Raw genomic sequence first — 16,733 nt, 5'->3', positions numbered from 1 at the left:
CCGTCTCGTCCGGTCCCCGTTCCCGTCCTCCGGCCGGCGGCCCGCCAGGCCCTCATCCCACCTTCGGACACTTGCGCTACCAGGCCGTACCCGCTGGGCCCGGCCGCACCCCCAGCTAGGAGACACCATGCGCAGAAGAACGTTCCTCCTCTCGTCGGCGGCGACACTGCTCCTGTCCGCCTGCGGCGGCAACGCCTCCGACTCCGGTGAGGCCGACCCGGCCCAGGCCGCCCCCATCGAGGGTGACGAGAACGCCGCGGCCACGCTCACCTTCTGGGCGTGGGCGGAGAACATCCAGCGGGTGGTCGACCTGTGGAATGAGAAGAACCCCACCCAGAAGGTCACCCTCAGCGGCCAGGCGGCCGGCGACGAGCTGGTCGCCAAGTTCCTCACCGCGGTCAAGGCGGGCAACGCACCTGACATCCTGCAGGTGGAGTACCAGTCGCTGCCGACTCTCATCACCAACAACGCCCTGCAGGACCTGACCAGCGTGATCGGCCCGGTCAGGTCGGCCTTCCCGGAGGGCACCTGGAACCTGACCTCCTTCGGCGGCGCCACCTACGCGGTGCCGCAGGACGTCGGGCCGATGATGCTCTTCTACCGGGAGGACATCTTCGAGGAGATGGGCCTCGCGGTTCCCGCCACCTGGGAGGAGTTCGGCGCGCTCGCCGGGACTGTCCGCGAGAAGGACTCCAAACGCTACCTGACCACGTTCTCGCCGGGTGACGCCGGCTGGCTGGCCGGTTTCGCCCAGCAGGCGGGGGCGAACTGGTGGGCCGACGAGAACGGCGCCTGGAAGGTGACCGTCGACGACCCCGCGACCCGCAAGATGCTCTCCTTCTGGGGCGGGCTGGTCAACTCGGGTGCGATCCTGGGCGACCCGATGTACACACCGCAGTGGAACAGCCAGATGAGCGACGGCACCATCATCGCCTGGCCCAGCGCGGTCTGGGGTGCCGGTGTGCTCGCGGGCGTCGCCGCGTCCAGCAAGGGCAAGTGGCGGATGGCCCCGCTGCCGCAGTGGAACGCCGGGGAGCGGTTCACCGGGTTCTGGGGCGGCTCGTCCACCGCGGTCAGCGCCTCCTCCAAGCAGAAGGCCCAGGCCGCGAAGTTCGCCAAGTGGATGAACACCGATCCCGAGGCCCTGAAGCTGCTCGTCGAGATCGGCCTCTACCCGTCGGCCAGCGCCGGCCAGACCTCCGAGCAGCTGGGGGCGGCGCCGGAGTTCATGGTGAGCCAGAAGGACTACTACGACTCGGCCGCCGAGATCGCGAAGACCGCGCGGGGCTTCAGCAGCTGGGGGCCGAACACCAACGTCACCTACGGCGCGTTCGAGGACCTGATGCCGACGGCGGTGCGCGGCAAGTCGGACCTCGCGGCCGTCGCCGCCCAGGTGCAGCAGATGAGCGTCGCGGACCTCAAGAAGCAGGGTTACCAGGTCGTCGGCGGCTGACACGGCCTCCGCCGGCCGGCGGGGCCGCGAGAACGGATATGAACCCATGACCTCTGTCAGAGAGAACACGCCCGGACCCGGCCGGTCGGGCCGGCGCGGGCCGGCCGTCGCGCCTTACCTGATGACGGCCCCCGCCGTCGCGCTGTTCGTCGTCTTCATCCTGGTCCCGATCGGCTACGCGATCTGGTTGAGCCTGCACGCCATGCGGGTGCGGGGCACCGGGCTCGGCATCCGCAGCGAGGTCTTCATCGGCCTGGAGAACTACCTCGACGCGGTGCGGGACACCGCGTTCTACGAGGCGATGCAACGCATGCTCGGCTACGGCCTGATCATGGTGCCCGCCACCATGGGCCTGGCCCTGCTCTTCGCTCTGCTGCTCGACGCCCCCCGGGTCGGCGGCAAACGCTACTCGCGCATCACGATCTTCCTGCCCTACGCGGTGCCCGGGGTCATCGCCAGCCTGCTCTGGGGCTTCATCTACCTGCCGGCGGTCAGCCCGATCACCGCCGCGCTGGAGGCGCTCGGGCTGCCCGCCGCCGACTTCTTCGGCGACGTGTCGATCTTCTTCTCGGTCGCCAACATCGCGGTCTGGGGGTCCGTCGGGTTCAACATGGTGGTGCTCTACACCACCCTGCGGGCGATCCCCAAGGAGTTGTACGACGCCGCCCGCCTGGACGGCTGCGCCGAGTGGCAGATCGCCCTCAAGATCAAGATTCCGTTGCTGCGTCCGGCCCTCATCATGACCTCGGTCTTCACCCTCATCGGGATGCTCCAGGTCTTCAGTGAACCGGCCACGCTGCGGCCGATGACCAACACCGTCACCCAGGACTGGGTGCCGCTGATGCGGGTCTACCAGCAGGCGTTCGTGGAGAACGACATCCACCTGGGTGCGGCCACCTCGGTGATGCTGGCCGGTGCGACCGTGCTGCTGTCGCTCGCCGCGCTCGCCGTCCTCCGGGTCCGCAACGCGAGGAGCGACCGATGAGCGTCCAGCAGGTCCCGCCCGCCGCCGCGACCGCCCCGGCGGACGGCTCCCCGGCACCGTCCCGGGCGGCCGTCCGCCCGGCGCGGACGAAGATCGTGCCCACGGTCGTCCTGGCGCTCGGCGGCGTGTACGCCGTGCTGCCCCTGCTCTGGGTGGTGATCGCGGCCACCAAGACCCCCGAGGAACTGTTCAGCACCTTCTCCGGCTGGCCCAGCTTCAACGGCGGCTTCACCGGCAACATCGCCGCCCTCGACGACTACGGCGACGGCCGGTTCTGGCTGTGGATGCTCAACAGCCTCATCTACGCCGGCGGAGGCGCGTTCCTGACCGTCGTGGTGTCCGCGGCGGCCGGCTACGCCCTGGCCAAGTACCGCTTCGCCGGTCAGCGGCTGATCTTCGGGGCGTTGCTGGCCGGGGTGCTCGTACCGCAGATCACCCTCGCCGTCCCGCAGTACCTGCTGCTGTCGGAGATGGGCCTGGTCGGCACCTCCTGGTCGGTCATCCTGCCCAGCGTGATCAGCCCGTACAGCATCTACCTGTGCCGGATCTACGCCGCCGCCGCCGTCCCCGACGAGATCCTGGAGGCCGGCCGGGTCGACGGGTCCGGCGAGTTCCGGCTGCTGTGGTCGGTGGCGGTACCGATCATGACGCCGGGCCTGGTCACGGTCTTCCTGCTCCAGTTCATCTCAATCTGGAACAACTTCCTGCTGCCGTACATCATGCTGGCCGACGACGACCTGTTCCCGCTCACCGTCGGCCTCTATTCGCTGCTCAACCGGGGCGCCTCCCAGCCCGCCCTGTACAGCCTGGTGATCAGCGGATCACTGCTGTCGATCATCCCGATCGTCGCGCTGTTCCTCTTCCTGCAGCGCTTCTGGCGTCTCGACCTCGTGGCCGGCGGGCTCAAGGGGTGACCCCGCTTTCGGAGGCCCACCCGGCCCCGCGACCACTTCCACCACTCACGGAACGGAAAGCATGAAGTTCAAAGACGGTTACTGGCGGGTGCGTCCGGGTGTGCGGGGCGAGTACGCCACCGCCGCCTTCGACGTGACCGCGGACGCCCGCGCGGTACGGGTGCTCGCCCCCACCAGGCCGATCACCCGTCGCGGCAATACCATCGACGGCCCGGTGCTGCGGGTCGACGTGTCGTCCCCGATGCCGGACGTGATCCGCGTGCGGGCGGTGCACTTCGCCGGGTCGGTGCCGGACGCACCCGCGTTCACGGTGCACGAGGACCCGGACGTCCCGGTGGCGATCGACGTCGACGCCGGGGAGGTGAGCCTGACCAGCGGCGCGCTGCGGGTCGGGCTGCGCCGGGACGCACCCTGGGACATGGTCTTCAGCGCGGGCGGGCGGGAACTCACCCGCAGCGGCGCCAAGTGCCTGGGCATCGTGCACGACGCCGACGACCGGCATTTCATGGTCGAACAGCTGCACCTGAGCGCCGGGGAGCTCGTCTACGGCCTGGGCGAGCGGTTCGGCGCGCTGGTGCGCAACGGCCAGACCGTCGACATCTGGAACGAGGACGGCGGCACCAGCAGTGAGATGGCGTACAAGAACATCCCGTTCTACCTCACCAACCGCGGTTACGGGGTGTTCGTCAACCATCCGGGCCGGGTGTCGTTCGAGGTCGGCTCGGAGACGGTGTCGCGGGTCCAGTTCAGCGCCGAGGGACACGACCTGGAGTACCTCGTCATCCACGGCCCGACGCCGGCGGAGATCCTGCGCCGCTACACCGCGCTGACCGGCCGCCCGGCGCTCCCGCCGGCCTGGTCGTTCGGCCTGTGGCTGTCCACCTCCTTCACCACCGACTACGACGAGGCGACCGTGACGTCCTTCGTCGACGGCATGGCCGAGCGGGACCTGCCGTTGAGCGTGTTCCACTTCGACTGCTTCTGGATGCGGCAGTTCCGCTGGTGCGACTTCGAGTGGGACCCCGACGTGTTCCCCGACCCGGCCGGCATGCTCGGCCGGCTCAAGGAGCGCGGCCTGCGGATCTGCGTCTGGATCAACCCGTACATCGCGCAGGCGTCGGCGTTGTTCGAGGAGGGTGCGGCGGCGGGCTACCTGCTGCGCCGCCCGGACGGCCGCGTCTGGCAGGACGACCACTGGCAGGCCGGTCGGGCGTTGGTGGACTTCACCGCACCCAGGGCCCGCGAGTGGTACGCCGGCAAGCTGCGCGGGCTGCTCGACATGGGCGTGGACTCCTTCAAGACCGACTTCGGCGAGCGGATCCCCACCGACGTGGCGTGGGCCGACGGGTCCGACCCGGAGCGGATGCACAACTACTACAGCCTGCTCTACAACGAGACCGTCCACGAGGTGCTGGCCGGGCACCGGGGGGCGGGCGAGGCCGTGCTGTTCGCCCGCGCGGCCACCGTCGGCGGCCAGCGGCTCCCGGTGCACTGGGGCGGCGACTGCGAGTCGTCCTTCGAGGCGATGGCCGAGAGCCTGCGCGGCGGGCTCTCCCTGGGCATGGCCGGTTTCGGCTTCTGGAGCCACGACATCGGCGGGTTCGAGGGGCTCCCGGACCCGGCGGTCTTCAAACGCTGGATCGCCTTCGGGCTGCTGTCGTCGCACAGCCGGCTGCACGGCAGCCGCTCCTACCGGGTCCCGTGGCTCTTCGACGAGGAGTCCGTCGACGTGCTGCGCTCCTTCACCCGGCTCAAGGCCCGCCTGATGCCCTACCTGTACGCCGTCGCGGTCCAGGCCACCCGGGAGGGCATGCCGACGATGCGGGCGATGCAGCTGGAGTTCCCCGGCGACCGCGGCTGCGACTACCTCGACGCCCAGTACATGCTCGGCCCGGACCTGCTGGTGGCCCCGGTGCTGTCCGCCGACGGCGAGGTCTCCTACTACGTGCCGGCCGGCGCCTGGACCCGGCTGCTGGACGGCACCCCCGTGGAGGGGCCCGGCTGGCGCACCGAGCGGCACGGGTTCGACAGCCTGCCGTTGCTGGTGCGGCCCGGCGCGGTGCTGCCGACGGGCGCCCGCTCCGACCGGCCCGACTACGACTACGCCGACGGCGTCACCCTGAACGTCTACCGCTTCGCCGACGGCGCCCGCCGCACGGTGACCGTTCCCACGGCCGACGGTGGCGTCGGAGCCGTGTTCGAGGTGTCCCGCTCCGGCGACCGGCTCCGCGCCGACCTGGTGGAGGGCACCCCGGAGAGCTGGAACCTGCTGCTCGCCGGGGAGACCGGCGCCGGTCACGTCAGCGGCGGCCGGTCCGAGACCACCCCCGCCGGCGTGCGGGTCGCCGCGGATCCCGGCACCGGCCACATCGAGATCGTCCTCAGTCCCAAGGAGTGACCCCCATGTCATCATCGCCCTTCCCGGGCCGGACCTTCCCCGAGAACTTCGTCTGGGGCACCGCCACCGCCGCCTACCAGGTCGAGGGCGCCGCCGCCGAGGACGGCCGCGGGCCGTCGATCTGGGACACCTTCTCCCACACCCCCGGCCTGGTCGACAACGGCGACACCGGAGACATCGCCTGCGACCACTACCACCGGATGGGGGAGGACCTGGACATCCTGTCCGGGCTGGGCGTCGGCGCCTACCGGTTCTCCATCTCCTGGTCGCGGGTGCTGCCCGGCGGCGGCGACCGGCTCAACCAGCGCGGCCTCGACTTCTACTCGGCGCTGGTCGACGGGCTGCGGGCCAGGGGCATCGCGCCGGTGGCGACGCTCTACCACTGGGACCTGCCGCAGGAGCTGGAGGACGCCGGCGGCTGGCCGCACCGGGACACCGCACTGCGGTTCGCCGAGTACGCGCGGCGGATGGGCGAGGCCCTCGGCGACCGGGTCGACACCTGGATCACCCTCAACGAGCCGTGGTGCTCGGCCTACCTGGGGTACGCCTCCGGCGTGCACGCCCCGGGCCGGACCGACCCGGCCGCGGCGCTGGCGGCGCTGCACCACCTGAATCTCGGGCACGGGCTCGCCGCACGGGCGCTGCGTTCCGTGGTCGACCCGGCCGCCCGGATCGCGGTCACCCTCAACCTGCACCACGTGCGGGGGGTGTCCGACGCGGACGCCGACGCGGTACGGCGCGTCGACGCGCTCGCCAACCGGGCCTTCCTCGGCCCGATGCTCGACGGGGCCTATCCCCGCGACCTGATCGACGACACCGCCGCCGTCACCGACTGGTCCTTCGTCCACGACGGCGACGAGGCGACCGCGTGCGCACCCGTCGACCTGCTCGGCGTCAACTACTACAACCCGGTCCTGGTCCGCCGGTGGGACGGGTCGGGCCCGCGGGTGACGGCCGACGGGCACGCCGACGGCGCCGCCTCCCCCTGGATCGCGTGCGACGACGTCGAGTTCGTCCAGCAGCCCGGCCCCTACACGGAGATGGGCTGGAACATCGACGAGACCGGTCTGACGGAGCTGCTCGTGCGGCTGCGCGACGAGTACCCCGGCACGCCGATGATGATCACTGAGAACGGGGCCGCCTTCGCCGACGTCCCCGACGGCGACGGCCGTGTCCGCGACGAGCGGCGGATCGACTACCTGCACCGTCACCTGACCGCGGTGGCCGACGCGATCGACGCGGGCGTGGACGTGCGCGGCTACTTCGTCTGGTCGTTGATGGACAACTTCGAGTGGGCACGCGGCTACGCCAAGCGGTTCGGGATCGTGTACGTCGACCGGGACACGCTGCGGCGCACCTGGAAGGACAGCGCTCACTGGTACCGGGAGGTGGTCACCGCCGGCGCGCTGCCGGCCGGCCCGGGGGGCGAACGGGCGGGCACGCCCGCCTCCTAGGCGTACTCCGGATGGCGGCCTACGACTGCTGGGCCGCCATCCGGAGGCCGAAGCCGACCACGACGAGACCCGTGAGCCGGTCCAGGCCGCGCCGGACCGAGGGCCTGCGCAGCCAGCCGCGGACCAGGCCGGCGAACCCGATGAGCAAGGCGCTCCACAGCAGGCCCTCGCCGACGTGGACACCCGCCAGCAGCAGGCCCATCACGACGTGGGGCACGTCGTCCGGCATGAACTGGGGAAGCATCGCGATGTAGAAGACGCCGACCTTCGGGTTGAGCAGGTTGGTCAGCAGGCCGCGGCGGAACGCTGACCACCGGCTGTCGCCGCTCGGCTGGTCGGGCGTCGCGGCCTCGTCCGGCCCGCTCCTGCGGCTGTGCCAGAGCATCTGGACACCCATCCACACGAGGTAGACGGCGCCCGCCCAGCGCAGGATGTCGTAGGCGAGCTGCGAGGCCGCGAGGAGCGCGGAGAGGCCGGCCGCGGTCAGGGCGCCCCACGACAGTGTCCCGGCCTGGATGCCGAGCACCACGGCCCAGGCCGACGCCCTGCCGGAGAGCAGCGACGTGCGCAGGATGAGCGCGGTGTCCAGACCGGGGGTGAGGGTCAGCAGACCGACGACGGCGGCGAATGAGACAAGCGAGGTGTAGACGTCCACTGGCAGGACGATATCCGGCCCATACCGGTGTCACCGGTGCCGCCCCGGGTGCGTCGCCCTCCCGACCGGGTCAGTGGCCGGTGGCGCCGTCGATCCGCTCGCGGAGCAGGTCGGCGTGCCCGTTGTGCCGGGCGTACTCGGCGATCATCTTCACCATGATCACGCGCAGCGAGATCGGCTCACCGTCGGATGCCCGGGTACCGGTCAGGTCGAGGGAGGGCGCCGCGGCGACGATCTCGCGGGAACGCCGGCACTCCGCCCGCCACACGGCGAACGCCTCCAGGACGTCGCCGTCGAGGGTTTCGAAATCCTGGTCGGGATCGTCGTCCGAGTAGTAGAGGAGCGGCACCTCCTCGCCGGCGAACTGCCGGCGGAACCACCACCGCTCGACCGCGGCCAGGTGACGGACCAGGCCGTGCAGGCTCATCGTGGACGGCGGGACGCCCCGGTCGGAGAGCCGCTCCGCCGGGACACCGGAGCATTTGAGCTCGAAGGTGTGCCGGTGCCAGTCGAGGTAGGCGGTCAGGACCGCCCGTTCGTCGCCGATGAGGGGAAGGGGCCGGCGGGCGCCGGCGGCCCAGTCGGGCGAGTAGTGGTTGACGTCGCCTGTGGTGTTCTCGGTCACGCGGAGAGCCTGCCAGGCGCCTGCGACGGTTTCCGGCGGCGTCGCGACACCCCGTCACGGTGGTGAGCCACTTGGTCCACAGCCGCGAGTCCCCCACCTGGCCCGCCGTTGTGACCTCCCCTTGGTCCGGAGCCGTGAGCCTCCCCCTGGCCCGCCGCTGTGAGCCTCCCTCTGGTCCGCAACCGCGAGTCCCCCACCTGGGCCGGAGGCCGTGACGGAGGCGGCAGCCCCTGTCCTGCCGAAGATGCGGCTTTTGTCAAGGGTTGCGGCGGCATTGAAAACCATTATCATTTCTTGCATCCGACGTTCGGGCCGAGGAGGCGTCTTGGGGCACCTGTTGATGGTCGAGAGCTGGGTGGGGGCGATGAGCACCCTTCTCCCGCGGGCGATCCTGGAGGCGGGCCACCGGTTCACCTTCCTGACCCGCGACCTGCACCACTACCTGCGTGCCCCGGCCGGTGCCGTCCCGCATCCCCTGCTCGCCGCCGACAACGTGGTCACCGAGGAGACCAACGACGTCCCGGCCCTGCTCGACCGCGTCGAGCGGCTGCACGAGGTGTTCGGCTTCGACGGGGTGATCTCCTCCTGCGACTACTACCTCGGCACGGTCGCCCGGATCGGCGCCCATCTGGGGCTGCCCGGCGCCAAGCCCGAGGCGGTGGAGCGGGCCTACCGCAAAGACCTGACCCGCGAGGCGCTGCGTGGCGCAGGGCTGGCCGGGCCGGCGTTCGCCGTCACGAGCGGGTGGGCGGAGACCTCGGCACGCGCCGAGGAGATCGGCTACCCCCTGGTGATCAAGCCGGTCGACCTGTGCGCCGGGATGTACGTGCGCAAGGTCGGCGACCGGGAACAACTTCGCGACGCCTACCTGGCCCTGGAGGGCTTCCCCGTCAACGCGCGCCGGCAGACGCGGACCCCCCTCGTCCTGCTGGAGGAGCTCCTGACCGGCCCCGAGATCAGCGTGGAGACGGTCGCCTTCGAAGGCGAGACCACCGTCATCGGCGTGACCGACAAGAGCGTCACCGGCGAGCCGTGGTTCGTGGAGAGCGGCCACATGTTCCCCGCCGCGCTCGACCCCGACGTGACGCGGGCGGCCGGTGAGACGGCGCTCGCCGCACTGGCCGCGGTCGGCCTGGACCACGGGGTGGCGCACACCGAGCTCAAACTGACCCCGGACGGTCCGAAGGTGGTGGAGATCAACCCCCGCCCGGCCGGGAACCAGATCACCGAGCTGGTCCGCCGGGTCACCGGCGTCGACATCCCGATGGCCTACGCCCAGCTCGCCCTGGGGGAGCGTCCCCGGCTCACCCCGGCCGAGACCGGGGTGCGCAGCGCGGCCATCGCCTTCCTCATCCCTCCGCGGCCGGGGACGCTCTCGGCGGTCCACGGCACCGGGCGGCTCGCCGAGGCCGGCGACGTCGTCGAGTGGCGGGTGAAGGACCCGGGCTTCCGCGCCGGCGAGGGGACGAGCAACAACGACTACCTCGGCCACGTGATGGTCGCGGACACCTCGGGGCCGGGAGCCCGGTCCCGGGCCGAGGAGCTGGTGGCCGCCCTCACCGTGGAGTACGCATGAAGCCGGCGACCGCGGGCACCCTCGACGACCTGGTGACGGACGTCCTGGCCGGCCGGATGGGCGACGACCCCGCCCGGCACCGGATCAGCGTCGGATTCGTCACCAGGCAGGGAGCGCACCACGCCACACGCGGGCGCGGCTACCGCAACCACGTGATCAGCCTCAGACTCGGCGCCGCGGTGGGATCCTGCGCCGTCGAGCCGGACGAGATCCCCGACGACGCGGTGTACGAATGCGTGGGCCGCGACGTGGCGACGCTGCTGGCGCACCCGCTGCCCGCGGTGCGGGTGGCCGCCCTGGACGCGTACCTGATGCACGAGCACCCCCACGACCCCGCCGCCGCCGTGACCGTGCCCGCGGGATCGTCCCTGGACAAGTCGCTGGCCAGGGCCACGGCGGTGGTCGACCTCCTCCCGGCCGGGCCCGGCCGGCGGGTGCTGGTGATCGGCGTGGTCAACTCGCTCCTGCACCGCCTGCGGGAGCGCGGGGCCCGCTACGTGCCGTGCGACCTCAAGGGCGGCGAGACCGAGTGGGGCGAGCCCCACGTGACCGACGCCGTGGCCGCGCTGGACGACTGCGACGCCGTGCTGGCCTCGGGCATGACGCTCGGCAACGGGACGTTCGACCCCCTGCTGCGGCACGCGCGGGAGACCGGCAAACCTTTGGTGTTCTTCGCCCAGACCGGCAGCGCCGTGCTCCGCCGGTTCGTCGGCGCCGGGGTCACCGCCGTCTCGGCGGAACCGTACCCCTTCTTCTGGCTCGACGGCGGCCCGACCGTCATCTACCGCTACCGCGGGGAGAACACCCGATGACCTCCGCACCCGACCTGCTCGCCCTGGTGGGCAACACCCCCGTCACCCGGATCACGGCCCCGCTGCCCCACCCGCACCCCGGCTTCTGGGCGAAGCTCGAAGGTCTCGGCGCGGGCGGCATGAAGGCGAGGGCCGCGGTTTCCATGCTCCTCGGCGCCCGCGCCAGGAACGAGCTCCGGCCCGGGGCGCCCGTGGTGGAGTCCACCAGCGGCACCCTCGGCATCGGCCTGGCCTTCGCCGGTCAGGCGCTCGGACACCCCGTGGTCCTCGTCGTCGACGCCGAGCTGGAACCGAGCATGCGGGCCCTGCTGACCGCGTACGGCGTCCGCCTGGAGACGGTCGAGCGACCGCACCCGGTGGGCGGCTGGCAGCAGGCCCGGCTCGACCGGCTCCGGCAGCTCATGGACCGGCTCCCCGGCGCGTACTGGCCGGACCAGTACCGCAACCCCGACAACCGTGCCGGCTACGCCTCCCTGGCGCTTGAGCTGGTCGAACAGCTCGGCAGAGCCGACGTGCTGGTGTGCAGCGTCGGGACGGGCGGGCACAGCGCGGGCGTCATCACGGAGCTCCGCCGCCACTGGCCGGGGATACGGCTCGTCGGCGTCGACACCGTCGGCTCGACGATCTTCGGCCAGCCGGCGCGTCCGCGCCTCATGCGGGGGCTCGGCAGCAGCATCCACCCGCGCAACGTCGCCTACGACGAGTTCGACGAGGTGCACTGGGTCGGGCCCGCGGAGGCCGCAGACGCCTGCCGCCGCCTCGCCCGGCACGCCTTCGTCACCGGGGGCTGGAGCACCGGGGCGGTCGCGCTCGTCGCCGCCTGGGCCGCGCGGGTGGAGGCCGGGGCCCGGGTGGCGACCGTGTTCCCCGACGGCCCGCACCGCTACCTGGACTCGATCTTCAACGACGACTACCGCCGCAGCCGCGGGCTGACCGGGCATCCGGCGACCCGTCCCCTGGAGATCACCGATCCGGGCGCCGTCGAGGTGACCGGCTGGGCCCGCTGCCGCCGGGTCGTCGACCCGCTGCGCGCGGTGGGGGTCCCGGCGTGAAGCTCACCTGGTCGGTCGTCCCGCTCCCCCTGCGCGAACCCTTCCGGATCTCCCGCTCGGTGATGTCCACCCGCGATGCCGTCCAGCTCGTCCTCCACCACGACGGGGTGAGCGGGTACGGCGAGATCGTGACCAGCGCCTACTACGGGCTGGACGTCCCCGGTATCGTCGCGGCCCTGACCGGGCTGCCGGCGTGCCCCGACCCGGAGACGCTCCTGGCGGAGCTGCCGGACCTGCCGTACCCGCCCGGGGTGCTCGCCGGTCTCGACGCCGCCGCGTTCGACCTGATGGGGAAACGCGACGGGCTGCCGGTCCACCGGCTCGCCGGACACCCCGAGTGGCGCCCCGTGCCCACGGCGTACACGATCGGGATCTGTGACCCCTCGCGGGCGGGGGAGACCGCCCGTGACCTGGGCGAGCGCGGGTTCACCGTGCTGAAGGTCAAGCTGGGCTCGCCCGATGAGGACGACGACGTCGCCCGGGTCGCCGCGGTCCGGGCCGCCGTCCCCGGCGCGCGGCTACTGCTCGACCCGAACGGCGCGTGGACCGCCGAGCAGGCCGTCCGGATCCTGGAACGGATGCCCTACGCGGACGCCGTCGAACAGCCCGTCCCGCCGGGCCGCCCCGACCTGCTGGCCTGGGTGAGCGAGCGCTCCCCGACGCCGGTGATCGCCGACGAGGACGCCGTCGACGCGGCCGACGTGGAACGGCTGGCCGGTGCCGTGGCCGGCGTCAACGTCAAGGTGGCCAAGTGTGGCGGGGTGCGGGCCGCGCTCCGGGTCATCGACGCCGCGCGCGGGCACGGCATGAACGTCATGCTGGGCTGCCTGGTGGCCAGCTCGCTCGGCGTCGCCCCCGCCGCCCACCTGGCCGGCCACGCCCGGTGGACCGACCTCGACGGGCACCTGCTGCTGGCCCGCGACCCCTGGACCGGCATCGGCGGCGAGGACGGCGTGCTGCGGCTCTCCGGCCGCCCCGGGCTCGGCGTCCGGCGGGCGGAGGAGACCGGCGGCGAGGAGAACGAGACCGGTGGCGAGGAGGGGGCACCGTGGCACCCCGGTCCTCCCGGGCCCGGCGTCCGGCGGGCGGACGAGGCGGGATGAAGACGTTCCGGTCCTTCCCGCTGTCCATACGGCTTCTGCTGGTGAACCAGATGGGCGTCAACACCGGCTTCTACATGCTCATCCCCTACCTCGCCGGCTACCTCGGAGGCACCCTGGGGCTGTCGGCCGCGGTCGTCGGGGTGGTGCTCGGCGTCCGCAACCTCAGCCAGCAGGGCCTGTTCCTGATCGGGGGAACCGCCTCCGACCGGCTCGGCGCACGGACGGTCATCATCGCCGGGTGCGCGCTGCGCGCCGTCGGCTTCGGCCTCTTCGCGCTGGACGGCTCGCTGCCCGTGCTGATCGCGGCCTCGGTCCTGTCGGGGCTGGCCGGGGCGTTGTTCAACCCGGCGGTACGCGCCTACGTGGCGGCCGAGGCCGGTGACCGCCGCGCGGAGGCGTTCTCCCTGTTCAACGTGTTCGCCAACACCGGGGCGTTGCTCGGCCCGCTGCTGGGCAGCGCGCTGCTGCTGGCCGACTTCCGGGTGGCGGCGACGGTCGCCGCACTGATCTTCGCGGGGCTGACGGTGGCGCAGGCGCTGACGCTGCCGGCGCGGCCCGTCCCGCCCGGCGAGGGGTCGGTGCTCGCCGACTGGCGGGAGTGCCTGGCCAACCGCGGGTTCGTCGCCTTCACGCTGGCGCTGAGCGGGATGTTCGCGCTGCAGAACCAGCTCTACCTGATCCTGCCGATGCGGGCGGAACAGGCCACCGGATCGGCCTCCTCGGTGGCGGCGCTGTTTTTGGTGTCCACCATCGCCACGCTGCTGCTCCAGGTGCGGATCACCCGGTGGCTGAAGGACCGCCTCAGCCGGCGCGGCGCCATCGCGCTCGGCATGGCGGTGATGGGCGCCGCCTTCCTGACGCCGCTGCTGCCCGGTCTGGTCCCGGTGCTGGTGGCGGCCTTCGGCCTCGCCCTGGGCGTGATGATCGCGCAGCCGTTCGTCCTGGAGCTGATCCCCGCCTTCGGCAAGGAGAACGTCACCGGCACCTACTTCGGGATGTTCTACCTCGCCTCGGGCGTGGTCGCCGCGGCGGGCAACGTCGTCATCGGCTGGGCGGGTGACACGGCCGACCGGCTCGCCTGGATCCTCTGCGCGGCACTCGGACTGGCGTCCGCGGTCGCCGCGCTCCGCGTCCGCATCCCGGAAAGGACGGCACTGCCGTGAACCTCCTCACCGACAACCCGGAGCTGTACGAGCTCCAGTTCCCCGACCCCGACCACCGGGCCGGCCGCTTCGCCGACGACCTCGTACGCCGCTTCGGCGGCGGACCCCGGGCGGGCAACCGGGGCGACGGGGAAAAGGGCCGGGGCGACGAAAAGGGCCGGGGCGACGGCGAAGGGAAGCGGGGCGACAGGGAAGGGAACCGAGGCGACGGCGAGAGGGGCCGGCGGACGCGGCTCCTCGACGTCGGCTGCGGCACCGGCCGCGACGCCGGACACCTCGCCCGCGCCGGTTACACCGTCACCGGCCTGGACGTCTCGGAACCGATGCTGGCCCACGCGCGCCGCCACCACCCGGACGTCGAGTTCGTCGCCGCCGACATGCGCTCGTTCGACCTCGGCCGCCGGTTCGACGTGATCACCTGCCTGGACAGTGCCCTGCTCTACTGCCACGAGAACGCCGACCTGACCGCGTTCCTGGCCCGCTGCCGCGAACACCTGGAGCCCGGCGGGCTGCTCGTCGCCGAGATGCGCAACGGCGCCTTCTTCCTCGGCAACACCGAACTGCTCGACGGGACGAGCACCCGGTCCGTGGTCTGGGACGGCGTGCCCTACACCTCCCACACCCGGCTGTGGATCGACCACGCCGCGCAGCTGCTGCGCCGCCACCGGACCTGGGAGTGGCCGGGACGCGCCGAGCCGCTGCACCAGCGCTCGGCCTGGCGGCTGCTCTTCCCCCGGGAACTGGAGTACTTCCTCGACACCGCCGGGTTCGAGGTGCTCGCCCTGTTCGACGGGCCAGGCCCGCGCACCCGGCCCCCGTGGGCCCCTGACGCCCCGCTGTCGACCGGCCTGTCCGGCGACCGGCTCCACGTCGTGGCACGGCTACGGCACTCCACCCCGGAAAGGACCCTTCCCCCATGCACTCCCTGAACCGCCGCGCCTTCCTCGGCGCCACCGCCGGGCTGTCCGCCGCCCTGCTCACCGGGTGCGGCAGCGGCCCCGCGACCGGGACCGCCGCGACGGGCGGACCACGCAAGGGAGGCCGGCTGCGCGTCGCGTTCGCCGGGGGCGGGGCCCAGGAGACCCTGGACCCGCACCTGTCCAACCTGTTCGTCGAGGCGTCCCGGTCCAAGGCGATGTTCGACAAGCTCGCCGACTACGGCCCCGACCTGTCCGTCCGGCCCCGGCTCGCCGAACGGTGGGAGGCCGACGCCGGCCTCACCACGTGGCGGGTCACCCTCCGCCAGGCCGGCTTCCACAACGGAAAGCCCGTCCGGGCCGCCGACGTCCTGTCCAGCTATGCCCGGATCGCCGATCCCGCCCGCGCCTTCCGCGCCAAGACCACCCTGGCGGTGATCGACCTCAAGCGCAGCCGGGCGGTGGACGACCGCACCGTCGAGTTCGCGCTCAAGCAGCCGTTCGCCGAGTTCCCCAACGTGCTGGCCGCCTTCGGCGTGTTCATCGTCCCCGAGGGCACCGAGGACTTCACCCGGCCGGTCGGGTCCGGTCCGTTCAGCTTCGTGTCCTTCGAACCGGGCCGCTCCCTGCTGCTCAAGCGCAACGCCGACTACTGGGAAGGCGCTCCTCACGTCGACGAGCTGCAGTACCTGATCAGCAATGAGGAGTCGGCCCGCGTCAACGCGTTGCTCGGCGGCCAGGTCGACTATGCCCACGACATCACCGCCACCACGGCCCGCACCTACCAGGGCAACGACCGGCTGGCCGTCACCCGGCTCACCAACAGCGGCATGCAGGCCTTCGCCATGAAACTGGACCGCGCACCCTTCAACGACCCCGGCCTGCGGGAGGCCATGTTCCTGCTGGCCGACCGCGGGCAACTGGTCGACACCGTGCTGGCCGGAGCCGGGCAGGTCGGCAACGACCTGTTCGGCAGGGGCTACCAGTACTACGCCGAGGAGATTCCGCAGCGCACCCGGGACCTGGAGAAGGCGAAGTGGCTGGTGGAGAAGGCCGGGGCGAAGGGGATGAAGATCCAGCTCGACACCTCGGCCGCGGCGAGCGGCTTCGTGGAGTCCGCGAGCGTCTTCGCCGACCAGATGCGGCAGGCCGGGCTCGACGTCAACGTCGCCATGGGCAACAAGGACACCTACTGGAAGGACATCCTCGACAAGGGAAGCCTGTGCTGCTTCCGTTCCGGCGCGATGCCCATCGAGACGCACTTCGCACAGCGCCTGCTCTCCACGTCCACCGTCAACGTCACCAAGTGGAAGCGCCCGGAGTTCGACGCGCTCTACACCAAGGCCGTCTCCCTCGCCGACGAGAAGGCACGCCGCGACGTGTACGCCGAGATGCAGCGCATGCAGCACGCCGAAGGCGGCTACCTCGTCTGGGGCTTCGCCGACTGGCTCGTCGCGACCTCACCGCGGGTGGGCGGCATCGCCGACGCCCCGGCCAACACCCTCGACTGGGCCCGGTTCGACAAGGTCTGGCTTGCCTGACGTCCTCCCGCACCCCCAGGACCCACGCCCCGCGCACCCGGCCCCCGGACGGCCGGGTGCCCGATGAGCCTCCCTGGGTGCACGT

General features: G+C 72.1%; 14 protein-coding genes. 12 read left to right on the top strand and 2 right to left on the bottom strand.

The window, feature by feature from the left end; translation table 11 throughout:
• Positions 1 to 127: 127 nt before the first annotated feature.
• The 5 genes from F4562_RS17130 (at position 128) to F4562_RS17110 (ending at position 7,204) form a co-directional block, all read left to right on the top strand.
• Positions 128 to 1,453: an ABC transporter substrate-binding protein gene (locus tag F4562_RS17130; protein ID WP_184547395.1), complete on the top strand. Its 1,326-nt coding sequence runs from the start codon at positions 128 to 130 to the stop codon at positions 1,451 to 1,453.
• A 46-nt stretch (positions 1,454 to 1,499) separates the two neighbouring features.
• The gene (locus tag F4562_RS17125; protein ID WP_184547397.1) at positions 1,500 to 2,438 is read left to right on the top strand and encodes a carbohydrate ABC transporter permease; all 939 of its coding nucleotides are present in this window, start codon (positions 1,500 to 1,502) and stop codon (positions 2,436 to 2,438) included.
• Positions 2,435 to 3,352, top strand: a complete 918-nt coding sequence (locus tag F4562_RS17120; protein ID WP_184547399.1) for a carbohydrate ABC transporter permease — start codon at positions 2,435 to 2,437, stop codon at positions 3,350 to 3,352. The genes F4562_RS17125 and F4562_RS17120 overlap by 4 nt, the downstream gene beginning before the upstream one ends.
• Positions 3,353 to 3,413: 61 nt before the next feature.
• Positions 3,414 to 5,750, top strand: coding sequence for an alpha-xylosidase (gene yicI / locus F4562_RS17115; RefSeq protein WP_184547401.1), 2,337 nt, complete (start codon positions 3,414 to 3,416; stop codon positions 5,748 to 5,750).
• Positions 5,751 to 5,755: 5 nt separating this feature from the next.
• Positions 5,756 to 7,204, top strand: a complete 1,449-nt coding sequence (locus F4562_RS17110) for a GH1 family beta-glucosidase (RefSeq protein WP_184547403.1) — start codon at positions 5,756 to 5,758, stop codon at positions 7,202 to 7,204.
• A 19-nt stretch (positions 7,205 to 7,223) separates the two neighbouring features.
• Here F4562_RS17110 and F4562_RS17105 read toward each other — a convergent pair whose 3' ends face one another.
• Together F4562_RS17105 and F4562_RS17100 are read right to left on the bottom strand one after the other, a co-directional pair.
• Positions 7,224 to 7,859: a LysE family translocator gene (locus F4562_RS17105; RefSeq protein ID WP_184547405.1), complete on the bottom strand. Its 636-nt coding sequence runs from the start codon at positions 7,857 to 7,859 to the stop codon at positions 7,224 to 7,226.
• 70 nt (positions 7,860 to 7,929) lie between these two features.
• A complete protein-coding gene (locus F4562_RS17100; protein ID WP_184547407.1) occupies positions 7,930 to 8,484 on the bottom strand; it encodes a DinB family protein in 555 nt (184 codons plus the stop codon).
• 325 nt (positions 8,485 to 8,809) lie between these two features.
• Between F4562_RS17100 and F4562_RS17095 the strand changes: the two genes are divergently transcribed.
• From F4562_RS17095 to F4562_RS17060, 7 genes are read left to right on the top strand one after another with little or no spacing between them, the layout of a single operon-like run.
• Positions 8,810 to 10,060: an ATP-grasp domain-containing protein gene (locus tag F4562_RS17095; RefSeq protein ID WP_184547409.1), complete on the top strand. Its 1,251-nt coding sequence runs from the start codon at positions 8,810 to 8,812 to the stop codon at positions 10,058 to 10,060.
• Complete coding sequence (locus tag F4562_RS17090; RefSeq protein WP_184547411.1) at positions 10,057 to 10,872, top strand: Rossmann-like domain-containing protein; 816 nt, start codon at positions 10,057 to 10,059, stop codon at positions 10,870 to 10,872. Before F4562_RS17095 ends, F4562_RS17090 begins: the two co-directional genes overlap by 4 nt.
• Positions 10,869 to 11,924: a PLP-dependent cysteine synthase family protein gene (locus F4562_RS17085; protein WP_184547413.1), complete on the top strand. Its 1,056-nt coding sequence runs from the start codon at positions 10,869 to 10,871 to the stop codon at positions 11,922 to 11,924. The genes F4562_RS17090 and F4562_RS17085 overlap by 4 nt, the downstream gene beginning before the upstream one ends.
• Positions 11,921 to 13,027: a dipeptide epimerase gene (locus F4562_RS17080; RefSeq protein ID WP_184547415.1), complete on the top strand. Its 1,107-nt coding sequence runs from the start codon at positions 11,921 to 11,923 to the stop codon at positions 13,025 to 13,027. The genes F4562_RS17085 and F4562_RS17080 overlap by 4 nt, the downstream gene beginning before the upstream one ends.
• Positions 13,024 to 14,190: an MFS transporter gene (locus tag F4562_RS17075; protein WP_184547417.1), complete on the top strand. Its 1,167-nt coding sequence runs from the start codon at positions 13,024 to 13,026 to the stop codon at positions 14,188 to 14,190. The genes F4562_RS17080 and F4562_RS17075 overlap by 4 nt, the downstream gene beginning before the upstream one ends.
• Positions 14,187 to 15,119 carry a class I SAM-dependent methyltransferase gene (locus F4562_RS17065; RefSeq protein WP_221207823.1) on the top strand — a complete coding sequence of 311 codons (933 nt, stop codon included), beginning with the start codon at positions 14,187 to 14,189 and terminating at the stop codon, positions 15,117 to 15,119. The genes F4562_RS17075 and F4562_RS17065 overlap by 4 nt, the downstream gene beginning before the upstream one ends.
• Complete coding sequence (locus tag F4562_RS17060; protein WP_184547418.1) at positions 15,107 to 16,648, top strand: ABC transporter substrate-binding protein; 1,542 nt, start codon at positions 15,107 to 15,109, stop codon at positions 16,646 to 16,648. The genes F4562_RS17065 and F4562_RS17060 overlap by 13 nt, the downstream gene beginning before the upstream one ends.
• Positions 16,649 to 16,733: the final 85 nt, after the last annotated feature.

Source organism: Streptosporangium becharense (assembly GCF_014204985.1).
GTDB classification, from domain to species: Bacteria; Actinomycetota; Actinomycetes; order Streptosporangiales; family Streptosporangiaceae; genus Streptosporangium; species Streptosporangium becharense.
This window is presented reverse-complemented; position numbering and strand designations above follow the sequence as displayed.